The sequence below is a fragment of the Stutzerimonas sp. FeSN7 genome, from assembly GCF_030263795.1.
Classification (GTDB): domain Bacteria; phylum Pseudomonadota; class Gammaproteobacteria; order Pseudomonadales; family Pseudomonadaceae; genus Stutzerimonas; species Stutzerimonas stutzeri.
Genome location: NZ_JARPMN010000001.1, coordinates 1,696,440 through 1,723,067, shown reverse-complemented (window position 1 = coordinate 1,723,067; position 26,628 = coordinate 1,696,440). Strand labels below are relative to the sequence as shown.

General features: G+C 63.3%; 22 protein-coding genes. 16 read left to right on the top strand and 6 right to left on the bottom strand.

Annotation, left to right across the window (positions count from 1 at the left end; genetic code table 11):
• Positions 1-66: 66 nt before the first annotated feature.
• Complete coding sequence (locus P5703_RS08090) at positions 67-303, bottom strand: glutaredoxin family protein (protein WP_003298348.1); 237 nt, start codon at positions 301-303, stop codon at positions 67-69.
• A 381-nt stretch (positions 304-684) separates the two neighbouring features.
• Here P5703_RS08090 and P5703_RS08085 point away from each other — a divergent pair, with 381 nt between their 5' ends.
• The 6 genes from P5703_RS08085 to P5703_RS08060 all read left to right on the top strand — a co-directional run bounded on the left by P5703_RS08085 (position 685) and on the right by P5703_RS08060 (position 5,945).
• Positions 685-1,941, top strand: a complete 1,257-nt coding sequence (locus P5703_RS08085) for an OprD family porin (protein WP_285586068.1) — start codon at positions 685-687, stop codon at positions 1,939-1,941.
• 312 nt (positions 1,942-2,253) lie between these two features.
• The gene (locus P5703_RS08080) at positions 2,254-2,655 is read left to right on the top strand and encodes an ElaB/YgaM/YqjD family protein (RefSeq protein WP_014596936.1); all 402 of its coding nucleotides are present in this window, start codon (positions 2,254-2,256) and stop codon (positions 2,653-2,655) included.
• A 17-nt stretch (positions 2,656-2,672) separates the two neighbouring features.
• Complete coding sequence (locus P5703_RS08075) at positions 2,673-3,053, top strand: phage holin family protein (protein WP_014596937.1); 381 nt, start codon at positions 2,673-2,675, stop codon at positions 3,051-3,053.
• Positions 3,050-3,349, top strand: a complete 300-nt coding sequence (locus P5703_RS08070) for a hypothetical protein (RefSeq protein ID WP_045632258.1) — start codon at positions 3,050-3,052, stop codon at positions 3,347-3,349. The genes P5703_RS08075 and P5703_RS08070 overlap by 4 nt, the downstream gene beginning before the upstream one ends.
• Positions 3,350-3,514: 165 nt before the next feature.
• Entirely contained in the window at positions 3,515-4,846 is a 1,332-nt protein-coding gene (locus tag P5703_RS08065; protein WP_014596939.1) for a deoxyguanosinetriphosphate triphosphohydrolase, read from the top strand.
• A gap of 4 nt (positions 4,847-4,850) precedes the next feature.
• On the top strand, positions 4,851-5,945 hold the full coding sequence (locus P5703_RS08060) for an FUSC family protein (RefSeq protein ID WP_013983010.1): 1,095 nt from the start codon (positions 4,851-4,853) through the stop codon (positions 5,943-5,945).
• Here the strand turns inward: P5703_RS08060 and P5703_RS08055 are convergent.
• Positions 5,929-6,273, bottom strand: a complete 345-nt coding sequence (locus tag P5703_RS08055) for a YggL family protein (protein ID WP_011913501.1) — start codon at positions 6,271-6,273, stop codon at positions 5,929-5,931. The two genes, P5703_RS08060 and P5703_RS08055, sit on opposite strands and share 17 nt — an antisense overlap.
• Before the next feature lie 265 nt (positions 6,274-6,538).
• Between P5703_RS08055 and dacB the strand changes: the two genes are divergently transcribed.
• On the top strand, positions 6,539-7,996 hold the full coding sequence (gene dacB, locus P5703_RS08050) for a D-alanyl-D-alanine carboxypeptidase/D-alanyl-D-alanine endopeptidase (RefSeq protein WP_279642337.1): 1,458 nt from the start codon (positions 6,539-6,541) through the stop codon (positions 7,994-7,996).
• Positions 7,997-8,043: 47 nt separating this feature from the next.
• Here dacB and rlmKL read toward each other — a convergent pair whose 3' ends face one another.
• Positions 8,044-10,221 carry a bifunctional 23S rRNA (guanine(2069)-N(7))-methyltransferase RlmK/23S rRNA (guanine(2445)-N(2))-methyltransferase RlmL gene (rlmKL, locus tag P5703_RS08045; protein WP_014596942.1) on the bottom strand — a complete coding sequence of 726 codons (2,178 nt, stop codon included), beginning with the start codon at positions 10,219-10,221 and terminating at the stop codon, positions 8,044-8,046.
• Between the two features lie 359 nt (positions 10,222-10,580).
• Here rlmKL and rmf point away from each other — a divergent pair, with 359 nt between their 5' ends.
• Positions 10,581-10,796: a ribosome modulation factor gene (gene rmf, locus P5703_RS08040; RefSeq protein ID WP_011913504.1), complete on the top strand. Its 216-nt coding sequence runs from the start codon at positions 10,581-10,583 to the stop codon at positions 10,794-10,796.
• Positions 10,797-10,887: 91 nt separating this feature from the next.
• On the opposite strand, the gene P5703_RS08035 is transcribed toward rmf, so the two are convergent.
• Positions 10,888-11,919 (bottom strand): quinone-dependent dihydroorotate dehydrogenase, encoded by a 1,032-nt coding sequence (locus P5703_RS08035; RefSeq protein WP_014596943.1) that lies wholly within the window; start codon positions 11,917-11,919, stop codon positions 10,888-10,890.
• A 112-nt stretch (positions 11,920-12,031) separates the two neighbouring features.
• Positions 12,032-12,253: a DUF2835 domain-containing protein gene (locus P5703_RS08030; protein WP_011913506.1), complete on the bottom strand. Its 222-nt coding sequence runs from the start codon at positions 12,251-12,253 to the stop codon at positions 12,032-12,034.
• 158 nt (positions 12,254-12,411) lie between these two features.
• On the opposite strand from P5703_RS08030, the gene P5703_RS08025 reads away from it, so the two are divergent.
• The gene (locus tag P5703_RS08025; protein WP_014596944.1) at positions 12,412-13,326 is read left to right on the top strand and encodes a DUF6685 family protein; all 915 of its coding nucleotides are present in this window, start codon (positions 12,412-12,414) and stop codon (positions 13,324-13,326) included.
• A gap of 124 nt (positions 13,327-13,450) precedes the next feature.
• Here P5703_RS08025 and P5703_RS08020 read toward each other — a convergent pair whose 3' ends face one another.
• Complete coding sequence (locus P5703_RS08020) at positions 13,451-18,301, bottom strand: NAD-glutamate dehydrogenase (protein ID WP_279642844.1); 4,851 nt, start codon at positions 18,299-18,301, stop codon at positions 13,451-13,453.
• Between the two features lie 211 nt (positions 18,302-18,512).
• Here P5703_RS08020 and P5703_RS08015 point away from each other — a divergent pair, with 211 nt between their 5' ends.
• From P5703_RS08015 to P5703_RS07985, 7 genes are all read left to right on the top strand, one after another.
• Positions 18,513-19,472 (top strand): AAA family ATPase, encoded by a 960-nt coding sequence (locus P5703_RS08015; protein ID WP_279642845.1) that lies wholly within the window; start codon positions 18,513-18,515, stop codon positions 19,470-19,472.
• On the top strand, positions 19,472-20,434 hold the full coding sequence (locus P5703_RS08010; RefSeq protein ID WP_125865487.1) for a DUF58 domain-containing protein: 963 nt from the start codon (positions 19,472-19,474) through the stop codon (positions 20,432-20,434). The genes P5703_RS08015 and P5703_RS08010 overlap by 1 nt, the downstream gene beginning before the upstream one ends.
• The gene (locus tag P5703_RS08005) at positions 20,431-20,925 is read left to right on the top strand and encodes a DUF4381 domain-containing protein (RefSeq protein ID WP_013983018.1); all 495 of its coding nucleotides are present in this window, start codon (positions 20,431-20,433) and stop codon (positions 20,923-20,925) included. The genes P5703_RS08010 and P5703_RS08005 overlap by 4 nt, the downstream gene beginning before the upstream one ends.
• A complete protein-coding gene (locus P5703_RS08000) occupies positions 20,918-21,937 on the top strand; it encodes a vWA domain-containing protein (protein WP_279642846.1) in 1,020 nt (339 codons plus the stop codon). The genes P5703_RS08005 and P5703_RS08000 overlap by 8 nt, the downstream gene beginning before the upstream one ends.
• Complete coding sequence (locus P5703_RS07995; RefSeq protein WP_011913513.1) at positions 21,934-23,643, top strand: VWA domain-containing protein; 1,710 nt, start codon at positions 21,934-21,936, stop codon at positions 23,641-23,643. Before P5703_RS08000 ends, P5703_RS07995 begins: the two co-directional genes overlap by 4 nt.
• A complete protein-coding gene (locus tag P5703_RS07990) occupies positions 23,640-25,268 on the top strand; it encodes a BatD family protein (RefSeq protein WP_014596950.1) in 1,629 nt (542 codons plus the stop codon). The genes P5703_RS07995 and P5703_RS07990 overlap by 4 nt, the downstream gene beginning before the upstream one ends.
• 136 nt (positions 25,269-25,404) lie before the next feature.
• Complete coding sequence (locus P5703_RS07985) at positions 25,405-26,622, top strand: CmpA/NrtA family ABC transporter substrate-binding protein (protein ID WP_080505053.1); 1,218 nt, start codon at positions 25,405-25,407, stop codon at positions 26,620-26,622.
• Positions 26,623-26,628: the final 6 nt, after the last annotated feature.

Sequence of the window (26,628 nt, the reverse complement as noted above, 5' to 3'; positions counted from 1 at the left end):
TATCTAAAACCGGCTCTTGCAGCCGGTTTTTCTGTTTTGGCCTGGCGACATTTTGCCGCTCTTCAATCATTCAAGAAAGCGGACAACCTGCTCAACTTCAAACGGCCAATCCAACTCCGCCCCCGTATCCACCCGACGCAGTACGGGAATACGCAGGCCGTAATCCTCGACCCATTCCACCCTGTCCGCCACGTCCAGCAGCTCCACCAGCAGCCCGTGCTCCACCAGCGGCATCACGACCGCTTCAGCCTGCTCACACAGGTGACAGCCCAGGGTTCCAAACAGCTGGCATTCAGGAAGCATCACGGCGGCCCGTCGAAGGATTTGTCGAGCGACTGATTCTAGCAGGTTGATTACCGAGCAATTGGCAGTCGGCTGGCCCACCACGTTCGGTGCAGGTCAAAAAACGAGACACCACCCTCACTCAAACAAGAGTTTGACTTCGGCATTCGACTAGTGGCCATCAAACCGTTAGGATTCGGCTGCCCACCAGAACAATAATCCGGCGGGCCGGAAGTGGTAAGACGTTTTGTAGCCTAACGAGACTATCGAACAAACCACTCCTGACCTTGACGCCCCAGCCCTAAAGACTAAGGTCTAAAGGCTGAAACAATGATGAAATGTTTTATTGCATATCGCCGCAAGAGCGACCTTCAGAGCATCATCCAACGAGGAGAACAAGAAATGCTCAAGACCCCAATCGCCCGGGGCGTGGCCCTGGCCACTCTGGGAGCAACCCTAGCCATTCCTTCCATGGCTCAAGCTGCTTTTATCGAAGATACAAAGGCTGGCCTGGAGTTGCGTAACTTCTACATGAACAGTGATAACCGCCAAGACGGCGCAGCCAAATCTAAAGCAGACGAGTGGGCTCAGGGCTTCCTGCTACGAGTTGAGTCAGGATTCACCGAAGGCACTGTCGGCTTCGGCGTCGATGCTCTGGGTCTGTTGGGGGTAAAACTCGACTCCAGCCCTGACCGCACCGGAACAAACTTACTGCCGGTCGATAATGATGGGTCTGCACCCGATGATTATTCCCAGCTTGGCCTAACTGCCAAAGTAAAAATCTCCAAGACAATTCTGAAAGTTGGCACGCTTGAGCCAAAGAACATGGCTCTTCACCGCAGTGACAGTCGCCTGCTCCCACAAACCTTCAAAGGCGGACAGATCGTCTCCAATGAAGTTGAAGGATTGACATTAGATGCGGGTTACATAACGGAAGTTAACCAGCGTGACAGCTCGAACTATGAAGACCTGACAGCAATTCTGAACGGTGCTTCATTAGGCGGCGGTAGCATTGATGATTTCATTTTTGCTGGTGCTACTTACAAGTTGATGGACAACCTTACCGGTGCCTATTACTACAGCAATCTTGAAGAAGCTTACAAGCAGCACTCTTTCAATCTGATTCATGTTCTACCGCTTGGTGAGAAGCAGTCGCTGAAAACCGATCTGCGCTATATCCGCTCGACAGACGATGGTTCTTCTAATGTCGACAACAAGGCCTTGGGCGCAATGGTCACCTACTCGGTCAGCGGCCATAGCTTAGGCTTGGGCTATGAGGAAATGAATGGTGATACCGGCTTCGCCCACGTCGGCGGCTGGTCCGATCCTTATCTGGTGAACTATGCAATGATTAGTCCGTCCTTTGCCAAAGCTGATGAAAAATCATGGCAGGCCCGCTACGACTTCAACTTTGCCTCCATCGGCATTCCCGGCCTGATCCTGATGACCCGCTACATCACCGGTGATGGCTTCGATAGAACTGACGGCTCCAACGGTGGTAAAGAGTGGGAGCGCGACACCGATATCAGCTACGTATTCCAAGAAGGCGCCTTGAAGAATCTCGGTGTTAAATGGCGTAACGGTACATATCGCAGCAACAACAACCGCGATGTTGATCAGAACCGTCTGATCGTCAGCTACACCATCCCGCTGATGTAATAGCGGCTACTGCACTCTCTGCTGTAGACAGGAAAACCCGCTTCGGCGGGTTTTTCTTTTCAGGAAGGTTGCGTATTACAGGCTTTATCAATTCCGCCTGTGATAAAAGTGCTGTGCAATTAAAGGGTAGGATCACCGCAGGCGTTTCTGAGGTTCACTGCACGCTCAACACAAACCCGAGTCATTTCACTTCTCACCGTAACCGCAGCTTTCCGCTGCTTCATTCAAAACGAAGCGGGAACCTTGCGTCACCGTCATGCTCGAACTTGAAGTACCGTCACCATTCCCATGACTTCACCAAGGAGCAAGCAGATGTCTACCGAATCCACTTTCAGCACCAGTGATAACACCCCTATCCCTGACGCAACCGCTGGCTCTACCGGCTCGCTGATCGACAAATCAGCTCACCGCCGCAACCTTCAGGCTGCACAGAACGCACTGATCGAAGAATTCCACACGCTTATCGCAGATACCGAGCGCCTGCTCAAACACACCCAGGACACCGCCGGAAGCCAGACCGAAGAATTGCGCGGGAAAATTACTGCCAACATGAGTCGTGCCCGGGAAATGTTGAAGGAGCAGGAAAACACGCTGCGTGATCAGAGTGAAGCAGCCATTCAGTGCACGGAAGAATACGTTCAAACGCACCCCTGGCAGTCCATTGGTATTGCTGCGGGCGCCGGCTTTCTTCTTGGCATGATCATGCGTCGCTGAAGGAGGAAAGCAGGCCAATGGAAGCAAAATATTCCGATGAAGCACCCGCACCGTCCCTGAAAAAAATGGGCGGCGCGGTTGTCGGCCTTCTTCAAGGGCATCTGGAGCTGATTGGAATAGAGCTCCAGGAAGAGCGCAGCCGCGTATTCAGGCTGTTTCTTCTGGCAAGTATCAGCCTGATCCTGGGCCTGCTGATTCTGGTGGGGCTTTCAGCAGCTATCGTCATCGCGTTCTGGGAGAGCAATCCCATCGCGGCCATTTTCGTTCTTTGTGCGATTTATGCGGTGGCAATGGCGATCTGTATCAGCCGAGCCATCAAGCTTGCCAAGGCCTGCGCTTCCCCCTTCCAGGCAACGGTCGAAGAGCTGGCCCGCAATCAGGAGCGTTTACTGCCATGACCCTTCCTCTGAGCACATCCAGCGACCTGGCCATGCGCAAGGATCTGGTTCGGCTGCGCATGGAGATGCATCGTCAGCAGATCCTCTATCACGGGCAGCCCCTTGCCCATCCCGTGCGGCGCATCAAGCAGATCGTGAGCAGCCGCGGCGCCTCTTCCGGTCGCGACACCAAAGGCCCCCTGATGTTGGCGGTGACCGCTGCGCTCGCCCTCTTCGGCCCGCGCCTGGGTAAAGTCGGCAAGCTCGCACGCCTGGGCATCACGTTCTATCCGCTCATTCGCAAGCTGCGCCATTAGCTCCGGCAAACGTCGCATGGCCACCATATGGTCCTGCAGACGAGAACTGCTGTACGCTCGTGTCCGCGCACCGATAACAAGTCATGGAATGCGCCTTTAAGGCAGCCGGCTCGTGCTGCTCGGCATGCCAGACCACTGGCGGTTGCTACAAGGAGATAGCCCCTTTTGGATTGGCATACGCTGCTTAACCGTGAACGGCTTGGAAAGTCCGTTCACAGCACAGAGGAACTGGGCCGAAGTCCTTTTCACAAGGACCACGATAGAGTCATATTTTCCGGCGCGTTCCGGCGGCTTGGGCGCAAGACCCAGGTGCATCCGGTTTCCAGCAACGACCACATCCATACCCGCCTGACTCACTCGCTGGAAGTCAGTTGCGTCGGGCGCTCGCTCGGCATGCGCGTAGGCGAAGTGTTGCGCGAGAGCCTGCCCGAATGGTGCAGCCCGGCCGACCTCGGCATGATTGTCCAATCAGCCTGTCTCGCCCATGACATCGGTAACCCGCCATTTGGCCATTCCGGCGAAGACGCGATCCGCCACTGGTTCCAGCAGGCCGCAGGACGCGGCTGGCTGGACGACATGGATGACGCCCAGCGCAATGACTTCCTCAACTTCGAGGGCAATGCGCAGGGTTTCCGCGTGCTCACGCAGCTCGAATACCACCAGTTCGACGGAGGCACCCGGCTTACCTACGCCACGCTGGGCACCTATCTCAAATACCCATGGACGTCTCGCCATGCCGAGGCGCTGGGGTACAAGAAACACAAGTTCGGTTGCTACCAGAACGAGTTGCCGTTGCTGGAGCAGATCGCACACAAGCTGAACCTGCCGAAGGTTGCCGACCAGCGCTGGGGGCGCCACCCCCTCGTGTATCTGATGGAGGCCGCGGACGACATCTGCTACGGGCTGATCGACCTCGAAGATGGCCTCGAAATGGAACTGCTCGAGTACGCGGAAGTCGAGGAACTGCTGCTGGCGCTGGTTGGCGACGATATCCCGGAAACCTATCGCCAACTCGGCCCAGGCGACTCCAGGCGTCGCAAGCTGGCAATCCTGCGCGGCAAGGCCATCGAGCACCTGACCAATGCCGCTGCCGCTGCGTTCGTCGAACAGCAGAATAACCTCTTGCGCGGCGAACTGCCGGGCGACCTGGTCGAGCATATGCATGGCCCTGCCAAGGCCTGCGTGGTGCAGGCGAAAGCGATGGCCCGCCAGAAGATTTTCCAGGACAAACGCAAGACCCTGCACGAGATCGGCGCCTACACGACGCTGGAGATCCTGCTCAACGCTTTCTGCGGGGCGGCGCTGGAACAGCATCGCGGCGGTACACCTTCATTCAAGAACCAGCGGATCCTCGATCTGCTCGGACGCAGCGCACCCTCTCCCGAGCTACCGCTCTACCAGTCGTTTCTGCGAATGATCGATTTCATTGCCGGCATGACCGACAGTTACGCCACGGAAATGGCCGGAGAAATGACCGGTCGCTCCAGCCCGGTCTGACCCCATGAAGCGTCTGTTGCGGCAAAGCATTCACTGGCATCCCGGGCGCCCCGCCTGGGGCGCGGCGATGGTCGCAGGCTTCGGCTGTGCGCTGCCGCTGTTGCTGGGCCTGTTCAGTGGTCACCCGGGTTTTCTCTGGGCGACGGTAGGTGCATTCCAGGCCGCCAAGGCCAATCCGCTTCATCGCTTCGGCATGCTGCGGATGCTGCTCCTTATCGCACTGGGCGCCGGTAGTGCCGGCCTGGGTTTCTGGTCAGCCACCCACCCGTTGATCAGCCTCGGCCTGTTCGCCTTCTACGGTTTGCTTCTGGCCTGGTTGCAACGATATGGCAGCGAAGCCGGCAAACTCGGCATCGGCCTGGCGATCTGCCTGTGCCTCGGCCAGGGCCAGCATGGCGTCGCCGATTTCAACAACCCCTATGCGATTGCCGTGCTGTTCGCGCTTGGCGGTCTGTGGGTGACGCTGCTGGCGTTCGGTCTGCGCGGCATGCATGGCTTGCGTATGTGGCCGTACATGCCGCGATTGCTGAGCATCCTGCGGGTGCTGCGGCGGCACGCTCGACGGACGCCGATCCGGCAATGGCGAGTACACGCGCTGACCTACATGCTGGCCGGCGCGCTGGGTGGTGTGATCGTGAACATGGCGCAGCTGCCGAGAGGCTACTGGCTGACGCTGGCGGTGTTCACCACATTGCAGATGGACCTCGAGCGCAGCCTGGTTCGCGCCCTGCAGGCCAGCCTCGGAATCCTGGCCGCCGCCGCCATCCTCATCTACATCGGACATGGCCTGGCCGACCCGCCGCTGATGGTGATGATCCTGCTGCCGCTGGTTGTGCTCGGCAGGGCCTTCCAGGCGAATCACTACGGGCTGTTCGTGCTGCAGACCACCCTGCTCTTCCTGCTGCTGGCAGAAACCCTGGCGCAGGATTGGAACCTGCCGCAGATACGCCTCATCAATGCCAGCCTTGGCGTGGGCGTTGCGTTGCTCATCGCAACGCTGATGCACCTGCTGCATCTGCTGCTGGCCAGGCGCTCACGAAGGAAAGCCCAGCTGGCAGCAGCGCAACGAACCGACGAGCAGACTACTTCTCGGTCCTGATCGGGTTTTCCGGATACCACACATCCATCAGCGGGCTGACGTTGTACTCAGCAAGCTCGCTGCGGCCTTTCAGCCAGGCATCCACCTTGGCACGCTGCTCTTCGGTGACCGAACCACGGCGCGCCAGGCAGACGAAACCGTAGTCTTCACCGCCGATATAACCAAGCTCGTTGGCTTCCATCGCCTCGCTGATGAATGCTTCGAGGAAGTCATCCACGGCCTTGCTTTCGATACCTTCGCGATAGGTGAGATTGATCTCGAAGCCCAGCTCTTGGAACTCATCGACACAGAGTTTCTTGCGCAGGCGACGCGAACGATTGGTAGCCATTGGATCGATCCTTTTTTCAACGTGATGACGGCGCGCACTCTAACAGCAACCCGATGCCAAGGCGATGACCGAGAACCGCCGCCGCAACGGCTCGCCATCTTGTTTTGCAGTAACCCCTGCGACGCAGCTACGCTTATCGGATAGAGGCACAGCGCCTCTACGGGCCGGGCATAATGGCCCGCAATCGTTCCCTTAGTGCAGTGGGAAATCGCATGCCGAATCGAATCACCAGCAGCCCCCTGTGTGCGCTCAGAGGCGCTCGCAAATGAACAGAATCCTTCGTGGTATCTCCTTGGCCGTTCTGGCCTTGCCCATTGCGCTACCGATTCATGCGGCCGGCGTGAACCAGACGCTGCCTGCCCGTGTAGAGCAGGCATTGAAGGCCAACAAGATCAACAGCGATGCGCTGTCGGTGGTCATGCTGCCGCTCACCGGCGACGCCGCGCCGACGTACGTCAATGCGGACGTCTCGGTCAATCCGGCTTCGACGATGAAGTTGGTCACGACCTATGCTGCGCTCGAACTGCTCGGCCCCAACCACCAATGGAAAACCGAGTTCTATTCCGATGGTCCGCTAGTGGACGGCGTGCTTAACGGCAATCTTTATCTGAAAGGTGGCGGCGACCCAAAGCTGAACATGGAGAAGCTCTGGCTGCTGTTGCGCGATCTGCGCGCCAACGGCGTTAGCAAAGTCACTGGCGATCTGGTGCTGGATCGCAGCCACTTCGTCCAGCCCGACCTGCCGGTATTCGACGATGACGGCGGCGACCAGAACAAGCCGTTCCTGGTCGGCCCCGATTCGCTACTGGTCAACCTCAAGGCGCTGCGCTTCATCGTCCGCAACGATGGGGGCAAGGTGAACGTGGCGGTGGAGCCGCCCATTGCCAGCGTCCGCATCGACAACCGCGTTCAGGCCTTGCCGGCAGCCAAATGCCCAGGCTGGCCAGAGGTGCTGTACAACCCCGTTGCCGACGGCGACGGGGTCACCGTGGTGGTCACGGGCAAGCTCGCCGCTGGTTGCAGCGCGCAGACCTATCTTTCCCTGCTGGACCACGAACGCTATGCCGCAGGCGCGGTGCGGGCGATCTGGGGCGAACTCGGCGGCAGCATCCTGGGCACTGATCGTGTCGCCCAGGTACCGAGCAGCGCCCGCCTGCTGGCCAGGGCCTACTCCCCGGACCTCACCGAGATCATTCGTGACGTCAACAAGTACAGCAACAACACCATGGCCAAGCAGCTGTTCCTGAGCCTGGGTGCGGCGTTCCGCAACGAAGCGGATGCCGATGACGCCAAGGCGGCACAGCGAGTGATCCGCCAATGGCTGGCCAAGAAAGGGCTGATTTCCCCGCACCTGGTGATCGAAAACGGCTCCGGCCTTTCCCGTGCCGAGCGGGTCAGCGCGCGTGAACTGGCGAGTTTGCTGCAGGCCGCCTGGCGCAGCCCCTACTCGGCCGAGTTCATCTCCTCGATGCCTTTGGCGGCCGTGGACGGCACCATGCGCAAGCGTCTGCGCAACACGCCGGTCGCCGGCAAGGCACACGTGAAGACGGGCACGCTGAATACCGTGCGCGCGATCGCGGGCTACAGTCGAGACGGCGACGGCAATGTCTGGGCGGTGGTGGCGATCCTCAACCACCCACGTCCATGGGGCGCCTCGTCGATCCTGGATCAGGTGCTGGTCAGCCTGTACAACCAGCGCAGCGAAAGCACCGCTCAGCGCTGATCGCTACAGAAAGAGCGGGCCTGCCTGAGGCCCGCGCAGAACCGTCATCACCGTGCCTGGAGTTTCCAGGCACGGTGGATTCGCGGATTGCGGCGGAAGTCCTCATCCAGCGTTGAAGCCGTGATTTCCTCTACTGCGTAACGATCCATCAGGCTCGCGTCCAGCACGAACTTGCGGAAGTTGTTGGAGAAATACAGCGTCCCGCCGGTAGCCAGCCGCGCCATCGCCAGGTCGAGCAGTGCAACGTGGTCACGCTGCACGTCGAACACGCCCTCCATGCGCTTGGAGTTGGAGAAGGTCGGCGGGTCGATGAAGATCAGGTCGTATTCGCCGCGATCCGCTTCCAGCCAGGCCATCACGTCTCCCTGCTCCAGCCGCTGGCGGTCCGAGAAGCCGTTGAGCGAAAGGTTGCGCCGCGCCCAGTCCAGATAGGTCCTGGACAGGTCGACACTGGTAGTGCTGCGGGCGCCGCCCTTGGCCGCGTGCACGGTTGCCGTTGCGGTATAGCAGAACAGATTGAGAAAGCGCTTGCCGGCCGCTTCGCGCTGTATGCGCAGGCGCAGCGGGCGATGGTCGAGGAACAGGCCGGTATCCAGGTAGTCGGTCAGGTTGACCAGCAGCTTGACGCCACCCTCGCTGACTTCGAGAAATTCACCCTGGGAGGCCTGGCGCTCGTACTGGCGAGTGCCGCTCTGGCGCTCGCGACGTTTGACCACCACCTTCTCGCGCGCAATGCCCAGCGCCTGCGGAATAGCCGCCAGGGCATCGAGCAGGCGAGCCTGGGCCTTGTCCGGATCGATGGAGCGTGGCGGAGCATATTCCTGCACATGCACCCAATCGCGATACAGATCGACCGCCAATGCGTACTCCGGCATATCGGCGTCGTACAGTCGATAACACTCGATGCCTTCGCGACGCGCCCATTTGCCGAGCTGCCGCAGGTTCTTCTGCAAGCGGTTGGCGAACATCTGCCCACCTTCGCTCAGACGCGCCTGCTCCACCGGAGCCTGCTGAGGCTGTGGCTCGGTGGAGCCAGCGCGCTGACCGGTAACGAACTGGTCCAGCTCGACCTTGATCAGTAGCAGTTTGCACGGCAGTGCGCCGTTCCAGAAGGCGTACTGCTTGTGGCTGCGGATACCCATGCGTTTGCCGAGGTCCGGTGCGGCAGTGAACACTGCAGCCTCCCAACCCAGGCAGGCCTGGCGCAGGCGCTCGCCCAGGTTCTGGTAGAGATAAAGAAGGCTGGCCTCGTTACCCAGGCGTTCGCCGTAAGGCGGGTTGCAGATGACCAGCCCCTTCTGGTTCTGGTCTGGGCGCGGCTCGAAACTCCCGACGTCACCCTGGTAGATACGAATCCAGCTCGACAGTCCGGCGCGCTCGATGTTGTTGCGACCAGGCTGGATCAGACGCGGATCGGCTTCGTAGCCACGAATCCACAGCGGTGGTCTGGCCAAACCGGCCTCCGCGCGCGCCTGGGCGTCGGCGTGCAGGCGATTCCACAGCGCCGGCACATGCCCCAGCCAGGCGCTGAAGCCCCAGCGTTCGCGCTTGAGATTGGGGGCGATATCGGCCGCCATCATCGCGCCTTCCACCAGGAAGGTACCCACACCGCACATGGGGTCGGTCAGCGCACCACCAGCGGCGGCGATGCGCGGCCAGCCGGCGCGGATCAGGATGGCGGCGGCAAGGTTTTCCTTCAGTGGTGCAGCACCTTGCTGCAGACGATAGCCGCGTTGATGCAGGCTGTGACCGGATAGGTCCAGCGAGAGCACGGCCTGCCCCTTGTCCAGGCGCAGGTGCACCCGCAGGTCGGGGTCGAGCTTATCGATGCTTGGCCGCTCGCCCGATGCGCTGCGCAGCCGGTCGACGATGGCATCCTTGACCTTGAGCGCACCGAAATGCGTGTTGTCGATCCCCGAACCACGCCCGCTGAACTCCACGGCCAGGCTGCCGGATGGCAGCAGGTGCTCGGCCCAATCGACGGCGTGCACGCCCTGGTAGAGCGTCTCGGCATCGACCGTCGGGAAGCGACTGATCACCAGCAGCACGCGGTTGGCCAGGCGTGACCACAGGCAAAGCCGATAGCCCACCTCCAATGCGCCATACCCGCGAACGGCAGAAGTCTGTTCGCGCCCCTCCTCCAGACCAAGCGCGGTGGCCTCCTCAAGCAAAAGGCCTTCGAGCCCCTTGGGGCAGGTCAGGATCAGTTCATGGCGATCGGTCATGGCGTTTCCAGAAAAAGTGCTGCGGGCCGCTACGACCCTTTCGTCGGAACAAACGCAGCAACAAACAAAAAATGAATGGCAAGAAAAAGATGGCTGGCAATTAGGCGGGGCGGCCGGGCGTGCACTTCAGATGCCTCGCCGACTCCGGCTTATGGGCAGAACCATAGATTCGTTACCTACTTATGACAAAACGATCATTCCAGCCTCAGGGGCATTGGGTTAGAACTCACCTCAGGCCGTCATCGCAAGGATGTCGGCGAGGCGCGCCACGCCGGCAGCGCGCTTCAATCGGCAGTCTATCTGCCCGGTCTCGCCATGAGGCCACAGGAACACCAGTCAACCACTGAGGGCAATACCCAATGAGAAGACTCAAGCGTGATCCGATGGAACGAGCATTTCTGCGCGGTTATCAACATGGCATACATGGCAAATCTCGCGACCTCTGTCCCTTCTCCCATCCCCAAGTTCGCCAAGCCTGGATCAACGGCTGGCGGGAGGGTCGCGGCGACAACTGGGATGGTCTGACCGGCACGGCCGGTCTGCATAGACTCAACGAACTTCACGCGGTCGGCTGATTTACCGATCCACCCGACTTGATACGGCACGCCCTACCCGGGCGGCGGGCTAGAAGCCCAGGGGCTCCAAACAGGAGCCCCTTCCCACCACCTACTTCGCCTGCGAACGCAGCGCCGCGATGGCATCCACCGCCTCGCGGATCAGTGCCGGTCCCTTGTAGATGAAGCCTGAGTACAACTGGACCAGGCTGGCACCCGCCTCGATCTTCTCGGCCGCGTGACGACCCTCGGTGATACCGCCTACGGCGATGATTGGCAGTCGCCCGCCCAGCGTCTGTGCCAGCACTTTCACCGTATGGGTGCTCTTGTCCCGTACCGGCGCGCCGGACAGGCCACCTGCCTCATCGGCATGCGCCAGGCCGGCGACGCCTTCGCGGCCGAGGGTGGTATTGGTGGCGATGATCGCGTCCATTCCCGCCTGGAACACGGCCTCCCCCACCAGCGCGGTTTCTTCATCGGTCATGTCCGGCGCGATCTTGATGGCCAGCGGTACACGCTTGCCATGCATGATCTCCAGATCTTCACGACGCAGCCGCAACGCGTCGAGCAACTGCTTGAGCGAGTCGCCGAACTGCAGGCTGCGCAGGCCCGGAGTATTGGGCGAACTGACGTTCACAGTGACATAGCTGGCGTGGTGGTAGACCTTGTCCAGGCAGAGCAGATAATCCTCATCGGCGCGCTCGACGGGGGTGTCGAAATTCTTGCCGATGTTGATCCCCAGCACGCCTTTGAACTTGGCCGCTTCGACACGAGCCAGCAAGGCATCGACACCGTGGTTGTTGAAGCCCATGCGATTGATGATCGCCTCGGCTTCCGGCAGGCGGAAGATTCGCGGCTTCGGGTTGCCGGGCTGCGGACGCGGCGTCACGGTGCCGACCTCGATGAAGCCGAAGCCCAGCTGCGACAGCCCGCGAATGGCCTCACCGTTCTTGTCCAGCCCCGCGGCCAGACCTACCGGGTTGGGAAAGTCCAGCCCCATCACCCGCACTGGCAGGCTGGCCGGCGGCTTGCTAAGCATCGCATTCAGCCCGAGACGGCCGCCCGCGCCAATCAGCTCGAGGGAAAGTTCGTGGGAAGTTTCCGGAGATAACTTGAACAACAGCTGGCGGGCCAGGTTATACATACGCAGCCTAAAGTCTCGGTAAAGGTGGACGCGGAGTATAGCAGCCCGAGGTCCGTACAGCCGCAGCGGCGGGTGATGAAATACGGGCGTCGCCAGCAGTCGGCGAGGCGCGTCATTTCAGCCGCCGCAAGCCCAGCAACTGACCCTGTTCGGCAAACTCGAGCTCGAAGGAACCATATACGCCTTCGTGGGTCAGAAACGGGCGCAGATGATGCGCAGGCAGGCTGACCCGCGTGCCATCGCGACTTCGGATCAGGATGCGATTCGCATGGCCTTGGTATACCGCTTTCATTCGTTCGGCGGATAGCGCGATATCCAGCACCAGATTTGGCATGGAGGCTCCTCAGTGATCTACCCAGCGATATTGCCACATCGACACGCCATGATTGGCCGCCCCTGGTGCGCGTGGCATCGGCACGCGCGGTGCAAAGCCCGTGCGCAAATGCCACAGGTCTGCCACACTTCGGCCGTAGCCCTGAGAGCTCAAGCATCATGATGAGCCTGCCCGAGCCCATGCCTTCATTGACATCTCAAATCGCCAGACTTGCGCAACGCCTCGGGCTGCGCTCGAAGTCCGCGCTTCCCGTACAGGAACGCGCCAGCGGTCTGCAGTTGCCATTCGCGCACCTGCCCGAGCCCGAACCGAGCATCTTCTGGAACGATGGTCCGTGCCTGCAACGCCTCCTGGAGCTGCCGCGCGGTGCGCTGTCCGGTCCGGTTCAGGAGGACAAGGCACGTGCCCACGCTGCCCTGACCCGGCTGGTAAGCAAGCTCAGCGTGCAAACGCTGGTCGACCTGCGCCAGGTCGACGGCTTCGGCGCGCAGCGCAAGAACGAGCCCAGCTACCCGACCTTCGAGGCCTTCGCCAGCACAGCGGCATGTCGGCAGGTTCGCATCATCAGCTACAAGGACTTCGCCCGCGCCCTTGGCACTGCCCTCCCCGGCTTCGACACAGGCGCAACGATCGAGCTGCGTCAGGCCAGCTGGCTCGGCGAACGCCTCTACTGGGCCGGCGATCATCACCTCGAAGCGTTCGCCTCCGCCGTGGCCTATGCTCGCCTGCGCGGGCTGGAAGTATCACTGCCCGCCAACGTCACCGAATATCGACTCGACCGTCCCGGCCTGCATGCGCTGGATGCGGACTACCATGCCGTTACCATGCCTGCGCAGGCCTGGAGCGATCGCGAATTCATGGCGCTGCTGCTGGACAGCCATGTCCCCTACGCCCGCCTGACGCTGTTGCGCGACACCAGCAACTCGGAGCTGCTCCTGCTGGAGAGACGCGACCCGACTGCGAACGCCATCGGCGAAGGGCTCAAGCTGGCTGGCGCGCCGGATCTGATCCGTTATCTGCGTGACCTGCCGCAGATCACCCGCTTCAAGATCGGCCAGCCGTCGCAGGACTGAACCGCACCACGGTGCGATTTCGAACGCAGCTCAAATAGAAAAGCGCACCGCTGCCGCGGTGCGCTTTTTATGTTGGGCCAAATGTACGCTCCCTGCGCGACCTGTGCGCAGGGCGCGCAGCGGTTCAGCCATGCCCTACCGATTGCGCCAATCCCTGCAGCTCCCGACTGGCAACGGCATAGATCGCATAGTCATTGCCGCTGGCGCTGCGCAACTCGGCAAGCATCGATCGCCACCGCTCCAGCGGAGCCGGCCGCAGGGCCAGCCAACTATCGACTCGCTCGCCGATCGACTCCGGTCCGTTGTCCATCTGCAGCACAGACACCGTGATGCTGCGCTGCTGCGAATCGAGGTCGTCGCGGAAGCCTTCGCGGGCCATCGCCTGCCAGTTGTTGGACACCGGCATGTTGGTCAGCTGGTGCAGATACCACGGCAGCTCCAACGCCCCGCCGACGGCGAAATACGCCGCGGCCACATGCGCCGGAACCTGCCCGGTTTCGTCGGCGGCCTCGAGGATCGGCAGCAGCGTGTACAGATGGTTCGTGCCAGCAACCATGCGCGCCAGCAGCTCGGGCACGCCAGCTTCGGTATAACGCCGATAGCGCTCCTGCCAATGGTCGCGGGTCGAGCCTTGCAACAGCTCGTCCAGCTTCAATCCCAGGGCTGCAACCCGCGGACCGAAATGCGCTACATCCCGCGCGGCATCCAGTTCGCTGCGCCGGTTACGCAGGAACCAGCGCGTCGCACGCCGACCGAGACGCATCAGCTCATCCATCAGACTGAGCTGCAGCTCAGCAGGCACCTTGTGGTCCAGCGCCTCGATCTGGCGGAACCAGTGCGGCAGATGGAAGATATCGCGCACGATGACATAGGCTCCGGCCACATTGGCGGCGCTCATGCCCGTCGCCTCGTGCAGCCGCTGAACGAAGGTGATGCCCATGTTGTTGACCAGATCGTTGGCGATCTGGGTACTGACGATCTCGCGCTTGAGGCGGTGCTGCAACATGGCACCACGGAAGCGTTCGACCAGCTGCTGCGGGAATGCGGTTTCCATCTCGCGCGCGAGGTAGTCATCGTCCGGCACACGGGAATCCAGCAGCGCCTTCTTGAGCTCGATCTTGCTGTACGAGATCAGCACCGACAGCTCCGGACGGGTCAGCCCCTTGCCGATATTGGCGCGCTCGGCGAGCGCCTCGTCAGAAGGCAGGAACTCCAGCGCGCGATCGAGCTGTCCGGAAGCCTCCAGCGCATTGATCAGCCGCACGTACTCGGAGGCCCGCTCACGGGAGCGATGCTGCGCCTGGGACAGTGCCTGGGTCTGCTTGTAGTTGTTCTGCAGCACCAGATCCGCCACCGCATCGGTCATGTCGAACAGCAACTGGTTGCGCTGCTTGGCGGTCATGTCTCCCGCGCTGACAACCTCGTTTAGCAGGATCTTGATATTCACCTCATGGTCGGAGCAGTCAACCCCACCGGCATTGTCGATGAAGTCGGTGTTGCTCGAGCCACCATGCAGCGCGTACTCGACGCGTCCCAGCTGGGTCATGCCGAGGTTGCCACCCTCACCCACCACCTTGGCGCGCAGATCGGCGCCGTTGACCCGCACCGCATCGTTGGCCTTGTCGCCGACCTCGGCGTGGCTTTCGCCGCTGCTCTTCACATAGGTGCCGATACCCCCGTTCCAGAGCAGATCCACCGGCGCCTTGAGCAGGGCGTGAATCAGTTCGGCCGGCGTCAGCTGATCCGCCTCGATGGCGAAACGCTCCTTCATCTGTGCGGTGATCTGCACCCGCTTGGCCGAACGCGGGAAAATGCCGCCGCCCTCGGAGATCAGCGAAGCGTCGTAGTCGGTCCAGGATGACCGCGGCAACTCGAACAGGCGTTTGCGCTCGGCAAAGCTGCGTGCGGGGTCGGGATTCGGGTCGATGAAGATATGCAGATGGTTGAAGGCTGCCACCAGTTGCAGGGTTTCGGACATCAACAGGCCATTGCCGAACACGTCGCCGGCCATGTCACCAATGCCGATCACGCTGATCACATCGGTCTGCACGTTGATGCCACGTTCACGGAAATGACGCTGCACCGATACCCAGGCACCACGGGCCGTGATGCCCATCTTCTTGTGGTCGTAACCCGCCGAGCCGCCCGAGGCGAAGGCATCGCCAAGCCAGAAGTCGTACTCGGCGGCAATGCCGTTGGCAATGTCGGAAAAACTCGCCGTACCCTTGTCCGCGGCAACCACCAGATAGGGATCATCGCCGTCGTAACGCAGCACGTTGGCGGGTGGAACCACCTGGCCCTCGCGCAGGTTGTCGGTGATATCCAGCAGCCCGCTGATGAAGATGCGATAGCAGGCGATGGCTTCGGCCTGAATATCGTCACGCGAGCCGGTGGTCGGCAGCCGCCGCGGCACGAAGCCGCCCTTGGCCCCACCCGGGACGATGACCGCGTTCTTCACCTGCTGCGCCTTGACCAGGCCGAGTACCTCGGTGCGGTAGTCCTCCTCGCGATCCGACCAGCGCAACCCGCCACGGGCCACCTTGCCACCGCGCAGGTGTACGCCCTCGACCCGCGGCGAATAGACGAAGATCTCGTACATCGGTGCCGGCCGCGGCATTTCCGGAATGGCCCGGGGATCGAGCTTGAAGCTGAAATACGGCTTGGGTTTGCCGCTGGCGTCCGGCTGATAGAAGTTGGTACGCAGCGTTGCCTGAATCAGGGCCAGGTAGCGCCGCAGAATTCGGTCCTCGTTGAGTACCGCCACGTCATCCAGGGCGCTGAGGATCGCCTGCTCCAGGCGTTGCTGCTTGTCGGCCAGGTCTTCGTCACCCAGCTTGCGCGCCAGGTAGAAGCGCATCTTGAACAGTCGAACCAGCTCACGCGCGATGTCGGTGTGGTTGAGCAGCGCGCTGGCGATATAGCCCAGATCGAAGCCCATGCGGATCTGCTTGAGATAGCGCGCATAGGCCCGCAGCAGCGCGACCTCCCGCCAGGCCAGGCCCGCCGTCAGGACCAAGCGGTTGAAAGCATCGTTCTCGGCGAAACCGCCATAGATGTGGATGAAAGCGTCCTGCAGCGCCTCGTTGATCTCCAGCAGATCGATTTCCAGGCCTTCGGAATAGGTGAAGGCGAAATCATGGATCCAGTAGTCGCGGCCGCTGCTGTCGCGCAGCTGGAACGGAAACTCACCGAGCACGCGCAGGCCCAGGTTCTCCATGATCGGCAGGATGTCCGACAGCGGCAGCGGCGTATCCAGGTGGTAAAGCTTGCAATGCAGGCGGTTCTCTTCCGCGGTGATCGGCTGGTAGAAACTCATCACCAGCGGACGCTCTTCGCTCAGATCAAGCACATGCTGCATGTCGACGGTGGCCGATTGCGGCGAGAAGCGCTCGCGATAGCCGGCCGGGAAGCCCTTGGGAAACTGGCTGAGCAGGTGCGTGCCCTTCGCTTCGCCGAAGCGCTCGACCACCAGGCCCTGGTAATCGTCCTGCCAGGTACGGCAGGCCTGCAGCACTTCCTGCTCGAGACGCGCCGGATCGACCTGCAGCGCTCGGCTGGGGTCCAGGCGCAGAATGAACTGCACCCGGGTCAGTACGGATTCGGAGAAATAGGTGGAGAACTCGCAGTCGCTCGCCTCGAGCCGCTCCTGCAGAACCTGCTGGATCTTCAGTCGCGTCTCGGTGGAATAGCTGTCGCGCGGCACGTAGACCAGGCAGTAGCAGAAGCGTCGGTACGGATCGAAGCGCAGGAACAGCCGCAGGCGATTGCGCTCCTGGATCTGCACGATGGAGATGGCATTTTCGAACAGCTCGTCGATGGGCGCCTGGAACAGCTCGTCACGCGGCAGCACTTCCAGAACCTGCACCAGCTCCTTGGCCAGGTGCGCCGAGTTGCCGAAGTTGGCGCGCTGTACCACCGTCTCGACCTTGCGCCGGATGAAGGGGATGCGCCGCACGCTCTGGGTGTAGACCGACGAGGTGAACAAACCGAGGAAGCGGCACTCGCGCACCACTCGGCCCTGCTCGTCGAATTCGCGCACCGAGACGAAGTCCGGATAAGCCGGGCGGTGCACACGGCTGGGCATCGCCGCCTTGGCGAACGACAGCAGAAGCGGCTCGCGCAGATAGCTGACCGACTGGCCGGTAAGCGATTGCTCCTCCTGCGACAGCCCGGTGCGCATGCTGCGCGAGAGCCCCAGCAGCGAATTCTCGTCATAGACGATCTGACCGCCGTCGCCCTGCTCCAGCACGGAGAACTCCTCGTAACCGAGGAAGGTGAAGTGGTCATCGGCCAACCAGCGCAGGAAGTCACGGATCTCGTCCAGCTCATCGGCATCAATGCGCAGGTTGACCTGCTCCAGCCGCGCCTGCAGGTCGCCTACCTTGCCTTTCATGGCCGCGAAGTCACCCACCACCTGACGCACGTCGGCCAGCACACCGAGCAATGACTGCTCCAGCTCGCGCAGGGCCGAAGCGCTGGCGCAGCGGTCGATCTCGACGAAGATGAGCGATTCGGCGTGGCTGTCCGGGGCGCGCTCGTCCTTGGGCAGCAGCTCCAGCAATGTGCCGTCGGCTGCGCGGCGCACCTGCAGGACGCTGGTTTGCAGGGTATGGATGCTGTAACCGCGGCGGGTCAGCTCCATGCGCACCGAGTCGACCAGGAACGGCATGTCCGGGTGCAGCACCTCGACCACGCTGTGGGTGGATTGCCAGCCATGCTTCTCATAATCGGGATTGAAGACCTGCACTTCGGGCACGGCGGGGTCGAAGCGCTCGAGCAACCGCCAGCTGGCCAGCGTCGAGCCAACCAGGTCGCTCATGCGCCGCTCGGTCAGCTCGGGCAAGGCGACGATGCCGAAGAACTGTTCGGCGAACAGATTCAGTTGGGGCAGGATTTTCGGGTCTACGTGTTGGGCCAACGCTGTCTGCAATTGCTGCTGAAAGTCGGCCTTGCTGGCCGCTGAAAAGAACGCCATGTATGGCTCCGCTTGGCTTGCTGGGGAAAGGCTCGTCGGTAGTGACTGACGGCACAGGACGAAGGTTCAAGGTTAGTCTAGACGAGGGTTAATGCAGTAAAGTGGCGCATCCCTTGCGGCCCTCTGCGACCGTCTGTAGCAGCCGATGACGGCCACGCTGGCATCGGCGTCAACAGCCGGGGCCGGCCGCCCACCAGGAAGAACCGAAACGATGGACCACCGTGAATCGATAGTCGCGCTGCGGCAGTTCCTGTCCACACAGATCCTGGGCCAGGAACGGCTCATCGAACGCCTGCTGATCGCCCTGCTCGCCGACGGCCACATGCTTGTCGAAGGGGCGCCGGGGCTGGCCAAGACGCGGGCGATCAAGGAGCTCGCCGAAGGACTGGAAGCGGAGTTTCATCGCATCCAGTTCACCCCCGACCTGCTCCCCGCCGACATCACCGGCACCGAGATCTATCGACCGGAAACCGGCAGCTTCGTTTTCCAGCAAGGACCGATCTTCCACAACCTGGTGCTGGCCGACGAGATCAACCGTGCGCCGGCCAAGGTGCAATCGGCGCTGCTCGAAGCCATGGCCGAGCGCCAGGTCAGCGTCGGTCGCAGCACCTACGACCTGCCGCCCCTCTTTCTGGTCATGGCCACGCAGAATCCCATCGAGCAGGAAGGCACCTACCCGCTGCCCGAGGCGCAGCTGGATCGTTTCCTGCTGCACGTGAAGATCGGCTTTCCCGATGCCTCAGTGGAACGCCGCATCCTGCAGCAGGCCCGAGGCGAGGCTATCAATGGCGAGGCGGTACCCGAGCACAGGGTCAGCCAGCAGGCGATCTTCGCCGCACGCAAGGACATCCTCGGTCTGTACATGGCCGATGCGGTGGAGGAATACCTGGTGCAGCTGGTGATGGCGACCCGCACGCCGGCCAAGTTCGATGCCGAGCTGGCCGAGTGGATCGCCTACGGCGCCAGCCCCCGCGGCTCGATCGCGCTGGACCGCTGCGCCCGCGCCCATGCCTGGCTAGCCGGCCGCGACTTCGTCAGCCCCGAGGACATCCAGGCGATGCTCTTCGATGTGCTGCGCCATCGCCTCATCCTGTCCTTCGAGGCGGAGGCGGCCGGCATCGATCAGGATCGGGTCATCCAGCGCATCCTGGACGTGGTCGCGGTGGCCTGATGCAGCCGCAGGCGTCGGGCACCGGGCAGCCACCCGAACAGGACATCGGTGTCCGGGTGAGCCTGTCCGAACTCATCGACATTCGTCACCGTGTGCGCGAGGTCCCGCTGTTCTCCACGCCACACCGGCGCAGCCCGCTGGTGGGGCTGCATCATTCCAAGCTGCGCGGCCGCGGCGTGGATTTCGATCAGGTGCGCGTCTACCAGGCCGGCGATGACGTGCGCACCATCGACTGGCGGGTGACCGCCCGCACCCAGGAGCCGCACACCAAGCTGTTCCACGAAGAACGCGAACGGCCCATCTACATCGTCGTCGAACAGAGCCCGCGCCTGTTCTTCGGTAGCGGCCGGCAATTCAAATCGGTACTGGCGGCCCAGGCAGCCGGACTGATCGGCTGGGCCGCGCTCAGCCACAACGATCGCGTCGGCGGACTGGTGTTCGGCAGCGAGCAGCAGGAGATCAAGCCGCGCCGCAGCAAGCAGAGCCTGCTGCAGCTGCTCGACCGCATCACCCGCGCCAACCGGCAGCTGCGACCGGACAGCCCACTCGACCCGGAGGCCTTCAGCCTGGCGCTGCGCCGCGTACGCGAAGTGCTCCGGCCCGGTAGCCTGTCGGTGATCCTCTGCGACGAACGCACCCTGAGCGACGCCGCCGAGCAGCAGCTCAGTCTGCTCGCGCGCCATGTCGATCTGTTGTTGCTGCCAGTGTTCGACCCCCTCGATCGTGCATTGCCCGCATCCGGGCTGCTGCGCTTCAGCCAGGGCAACGCACGGCTGGAGCTCGACACCCACGACGCTACCCTGCGCCAACGCTACCGCGAGCTGGGCGAGGCGCGCAGCGCGCGTTGGCAGCGCCTGGCCGATCGCCTGCGGGTGCCGCTGATGCCGCTCGATACCCAGCATGATCTGGTCGAGCAGCTGCGCGAACACCTGAGCGTTCGTCACCCGAGCGCGCGGCCATGAACCCGCTCGACCAGCTCGCTCCCCTGATCGATCCGGAGCCCATCTCCTGGTGGCCGCCGGCACCCGGCTGGTGGCTGCTTGGGCTGGCGTTGCTGCTCGGACTCGCTGCGCTCTGGCGGTTTCGCCATCGACTCATCAAACGCAAGCCGCGCGTGCCCCCCGAGCCGGTACTGGACCCGCAACGCCAGGAGGCGCTGGCGGAACTGGCCCGCCTGCACAAACCCTATGGCGGCCAGCCCGCCAGCCAGTGGCTGCAGCAGCTGAACGCCCTGCTCAAGCGCCTCTGCCGCATACGCTACCCTGCTGACCATCCGCACACGCTCAGCGGGCGGGCCTGGCTGGCATTTCTCGACAGTCGCTGCCCGGCGGCCGGTCTGACGCGCTGGATGGTCCTCGTCGAAGGCGCCTATCGGGCCGAATGCCGCCTCGACGACAAGGCCATCGACGGCCTCGAGCAATCCGTCGACATCTGGATTCGCAAACATGTTTGAACTGGCCTGGCCCTGGGTCTTCCTGCTGTTGCCGCTGCCCTGGCTGCTGCGCGCACTGCTGCCGCCAGCCGATAGCGGCGAGGCCGCCCTCAAGGTCAGTTTCCTCGATGAACTGCAGCAGCTGGCCGGCCGTCGTGCGCGGGTCGCGTTGCCCGCCTGGCGCCAGCAACTGCCCTATCTCACGGTCTGGCTGTTGCTGCTGTTCGCCGCAGCGCGCCCACAGTGGCTGGGCGAGCCGCTGCCATTGCCCACCAGTGGCCGCGACCTGCTGCTCGCAGTGGATGTCTCCGGCTCGATGGATTACCCGGACATGCAGTGGCAGGGCGAGGAGCTCACCCGACTGGAACTGGTCAAGGTGCTGCTCGGCGACTTCATCGAGCAGCGCCACGGCGATCGGGTCGGTCTGATCCTCTTCGGCAGCAAGGCCTACCTGCAGGCGCCGCTGACCTTCGACCGACGTACCGTGCGTGTCTGGCTGGACGAGGCGCGGGTCGGCATCGCGGGCAGCAATACCGCCATCGGCGATGCCATCGGCCTTGCCGTCAAGCGCCTGCGCGAGCGCCCGACCAACAGCCGCGTGCTGGTCTTGATTACCGATGGCGCGAACAACGGCGGCGAACTCGATCCACTGCTGGCCGCGACACTGGCCGCAGAAGAGAGCGTGCGCATCCACACCATCGGCATTGGCGCGGTCCCGGAAGAAGGGGGCGTGCTCAGCCGTTTCGGCTTCAATCCGGGGCTGGATCTGGACGAACCGACGCTGCGCGCCATTGCCGAGCAGACCGGCGGCGAATACTTCCGCGCCGCGTCCAGCGCCGAACTCAAGGCCATCGGCGCAGCGCTGGACCGCCTCGAGCCTGCCGCGCAGCAGCCGACCCAGGCACGCGTGGCCGAAGCGCTTTACATCTGGCCCCTCAGCGCTGCGCTACTGATCAGCCTGCTGATGGTCGCGGCCAGTCTCTGGAGCGCGCAGCTGCAACGCCTGGCATGGCGACGGGAGCAACGGCGATGAGCGAGCTGCTGCCCCACCTGCTTCGCCCCTGGTGGCTGGCCATCGTGCCGCTGCTGGCCTGGCTGCTCTGGCGCCTCTGGCATCGGCAACTGCAGGTCGGCCGGTGGCAGCGGCTGCTGCCGGAAGCCTTTCACGCGGCCTTGCTGACCCGCGGCCGGCTGCGCCACAGTCGCCTGCCCTGGCTGGTGCTGGGGCTCGCCTGGCTGCTGGCGGTCATCGCGCTGCTCGGCCCGAGTTGGCAGCGCTTCGAGCAGCCCAGCATCAAGCGCAGCGACCCATTGGTGGTCCTGCTGGAAGTCACGCCTTCGATGCTGGCGGCCGACGTCGCCCCCACCCGCCTCGAACAGGCCAAACGCAAGCTGCTGGACCTGCTGGAGCGGCGCCAGGACGTGCAGACCGCCGTAGTGGTGTTCGCCGGCAGCGCACATACCCTGGTGCCGCTGTCCGACGATCTGGCGACCACCCGCAACCTGCTGGCGGCCGTACACCCGGCACTGATGCCCGAGCCCGGCCAACGTGCAGACCTGGCCGTTGCCAGGGGGCTCGAACTGTTGCGTCAGGCGGGCCTCGGCCGCGGGCGCCTGCTGCTGATCGGCAGCAGTCTGGACCAGCACGAGCGCAGCGCCATTGCCACGCTGCTGCAAGGGCAAGGCGAGCGGCTGCTGATGCTTGGCGTGGGGACCGAACAGGGTGCCCCGATTGCCGGCGAGAACGGCAGCTTCCTCAAGGATACGAACGGCGCGATCCTGATTCCGCGGCTGGACAACGCCGGGCTGCAGCGCTTCGCAACCGAACTCGGCGGGCGCTACCGTCAGGCACGCCTCGGCGATGAAGACCTCGCGGCGCTGGGGCTGCTGGACCAAGCCGGCACACTGCAGCGCGACGACGAAGTGACCCGCCTGGAGGCCTGGCTCGACCAGGGCTATTGGCTGCTGCTGCCCTTGCTCCTGCTGGCCGCGCTGGCTGGCCGTCGCGGCTGGCTGTTCTGTCTGCCATTGCTGCTGTTGCAGCCGCAACCGGCCAGCGCATTCGAATTCGAAGACCTCTGGCTGCGCCGCGACCAGCAAGGCCAACGCCTGCTGGAGGCGGAACAACCGGCGAAGGCCGCCGAGCGCTTCGCCGATCGGCGCTGGCAGGCGATGGCGCTATATGAGGCCGGTGACTACACCGGTGCCGCCGAACGCTTCGCCGAAGGCAGTACGGCCGCCGACCACTACAATCGCGGCAACGCCCTGGCACGCGACGAGGCTCTGGAGGCCGCCATCGAAGCCTATGAACAGGCGCTGGAGCTGCAGCCCGACCTGCAAGTGGCGCAGCGCAACAAGGCATTGGTGGAGGAGCTGCTGCGCCGCCGTCAGGAGCAGGCCGAGCCAGAGCCTGAGCAGCAGGAACAGGAACAGACGGAGCCGGACGAGCCGCAGCCACAGTCGCAACCACCGGAGTCCGGCTCGGCCAGCAGTCCGTCGACAGAGGACGCACAGGGCGAGCCGGCCAGCGAAGCCAGTGGCGCCCCGCAGGCATCCACAAGCGAAGCAACGGACGAAACCGGCGAATCGCCCGCTCAGGCACAGCACGAGGGCCTGCCCGATCTGGAACGGCAACAGGCCACCGAGCAATGGCTGCGGCAGATTCCGGACGATCCCGGCGAGCTGTTGCGGCGAAAATTTCTCTACGAACAACGCAAGCGCCAGGGAACCAATCGATGAAGCGCCTGATGGCTTTTCTCCTGCTCTGCATCCTGGCCGGCCAGGCGACCGCCGCCGGCCTGTTCGCCCGTGTGGATCGCACCCAGCTGAGCATCGACGAAACCCTCGAACTCAGCCTGGAAAGCCAGGGCGGCGCCGTCTTCGGCAAACCCGATCTGGAGCCGCTGGAGGAACTGTTCGAGGTGTTCGACACCCGCCAGGTCAACCAGCTGTCCAGCAGCAACGGCGAAGCGCGGGCGATCACCCGCTGGCTGATCACCCTGCGCCCACGCCAGACCGGCTACGTCGTCATTCCGCCGCTGCAGCTGGGCGACTGGCGCAGCGAGCCGATTACCCTGCTGGTCCAAGAGTCGCTCAAAAGCAGCGAAGGCGATCAGCTGGCGCCCATCTTCATCGACTCCAGCGTCGATCAGGAAAGCGTCTACGTGCAGGCCCAGGTGATTCTCACGCTGCGCATCTACCATTCGGTCTCGCTGTACGACGACAGCACGCTTTCTCCGCTGCAGATGCCCGAAGCGCTTGTGGAGCGCCTCGGCGAGCCGCGCACCTACGAGAAGACCATCAACGGCATCCGCCACGGCGTCATAGAGGTGCGCTATGCGCTGTTCCCGCAGAAATCCGGTGAACTGACCATTCCCGCTCAGCTGTTCAGCGCCACCACCGTCACCAACGGCAGCAGCTCGGTGTTCGGCTCGCGCGGCGGCCGGTCCACCCAGGTCCGCTCGCCGAGCATCCCGCTGACGGTCAAGACCAAACCGGCCGACTATCCAGCCGGCGCGCCCTGGCTGCCGGCGCGCAGCCTGACGCTGGTCGAAGCCTGGAGCCCGGAGCCGCAGCAGGCCCAGGCCGGCGAATCGCTCACCCGCAGCCTACTGCTTAAGGCCGAGGGGCTGACCAGCACGCAGCTGCCGGCGATCGGCTCCACACCGAGCGCCGAACTGCGCCGTTACCCGGACCAGCCCAGCCTGGCCAACGAGGTCAGCTCAGCCGGCCTGGTCGGCAGTCGCGAACAGCGCGAAGCCTTGATCCCCACCCGCAGCGGGCCATTGCAATTGCCTGCTCTCGAAGTCGTCTGGTGGAACACCGTCGAAGATCGCCTGGAGCGCACCACGCTTGAGGCGCGTACGCTGGATGTTGAGGACAATCCGAATCTCGCCCCGTCAGCGGCCGAACCACCGGTGCTGTCAGCAGTACCCGCCGAACAGGCCGTGCTCTGGCCGTGGCAGCTGAGCACAGCGCTGCTGGCACTCAGCACCGTGATCGGCTTCGGTCTGTGGCTGCATGCACGGCGCCAGCCTGCGGTGCAGCGCGCGCTGCAACCCGGCCCTACTCCGCGCAGCCTGCTCGACGATCTGCGCCGCGCCTGCCAGGCCAACGATACACAGGCCACCCGCCAGGCACTGGACGCCTGGGCGCGGCAGCAACCGGAAACACTGGCGGACATGGCCGCGCGTTTCGTGCCGCTTTCCGACGCCCTGGACGGCCTGAATGGCGCGCTGTATAGCGAAGCCGGCCAACGCTGGCAGGGCGATGCGCTGTGGCAGGCGATCCAGGCGCTGCCACCGGCCAGCAGCCCGGACCTCGACCAGGAACAGGGTGCATTGCCGCCGCTCTATCCACGCTGATGGCCGTCTTTGGGCGGCACTGGCGAACCCCAGTGACCGCTCGCGGCATGCACCATTTTCTCGCTGGCATATGGCTTGCTTCAGGGTTGGCATAACCAATCTTGCGCACCGCGCCATCGGAAAAAGGCCATCAAGCATGACCGACCCTCTCTCGCCGCCCCGACACGATGCACTGACCTGGGTCGCCGGCAGCGATGCACCGGAAAAGAGCTCGATCAACCTCGGCTTTCTGCCGCTCACCGATGCCGCCTCGCTGATCGTCGCCGCCACCCAGGGTTTCGCCCAGCCGTTCGGACTGACGCTCAACCTGCAGCGGCAGAACTCCTGGTCGGCCCTGCGCGACAAGCTGATCGGCGGCGAGCTGGACGCGGCTCACGGACTCTACGGCCTGATCTATGCGGTGCATCTGGGCATCGGCGGCAGCCCGGCAGTGGACATGGCCGTGCTCATGGGCCTGGCGCAGAACGGCCAGAGCATCAACCTGTCCGCCCCGTTGAAGGCCGCAGGCGTGACCGATGCCGAGCCACTGCGCGCCAGCGTGCGCCATAGCGGTGCACGCCTGACCCTGGCACATACCTTCCCCACCGGCACCCACGCGCTCTGGCTCTATTACTGGCTGGCCGCCCATGGCATCGATCCGCTGCGGGACGTGAAGACGCTCGTGCTGCCGCCTTCGCAGATGGTGGCGCACCTGCGCGCCGGTCGCATCGATGGCTTCTGCGCCGGCGAACCCTGGGGAGCACAGGCCATTACCGAAGGCGTCGGCTTCACCCTGGCGACCAGCCAGTCGATCTGGCCTGACCACCCGGAAAAGGTGCTCGGCTGCACCCGCGCGTTCGTCGAGGAATACCCCAACACCGCCCGAGCACTGGTCATGGCCGTGCTGGAGGCGAGCCGCTTCATCGACCAGAGCCAGGAAAATCGCCGCAGCACCGCACAGCTGATCGCCGGGCGTGACTACGTCGACGCACCGCTGGCGGCCATCGAGTCACGCTTTCTCGGCCTCTACCAGGATGGCCTCGGCAATGTCTGGCAGGACGAGCATCCGCTGCGCTTCTTCGGTGAGGGGGCAGCGAATCTGCCCTATCTCTCCGACGGCCTCTGGTTCATGACCCAGCTGCGCCGCTGGGGCCTGCTGCGCGAAGACCCGGACTACCTGCAGGTGGCCAACCAGGTGCAGCAAATCGAACTGTATCGCCAGGCCGCCGGCGCGCTGGGGATCGCCCTGCCTGACACAGCCATGCGCAGCGCCACGCTGATGGATGGCAAACACTGGGACGGCAGCGATCCGGCCACCTATGCCCGCAGTTTCGCGCTGCATGCCATGGCAAGCCCTGCCATGGCTGCGCTTTGAGAAGGA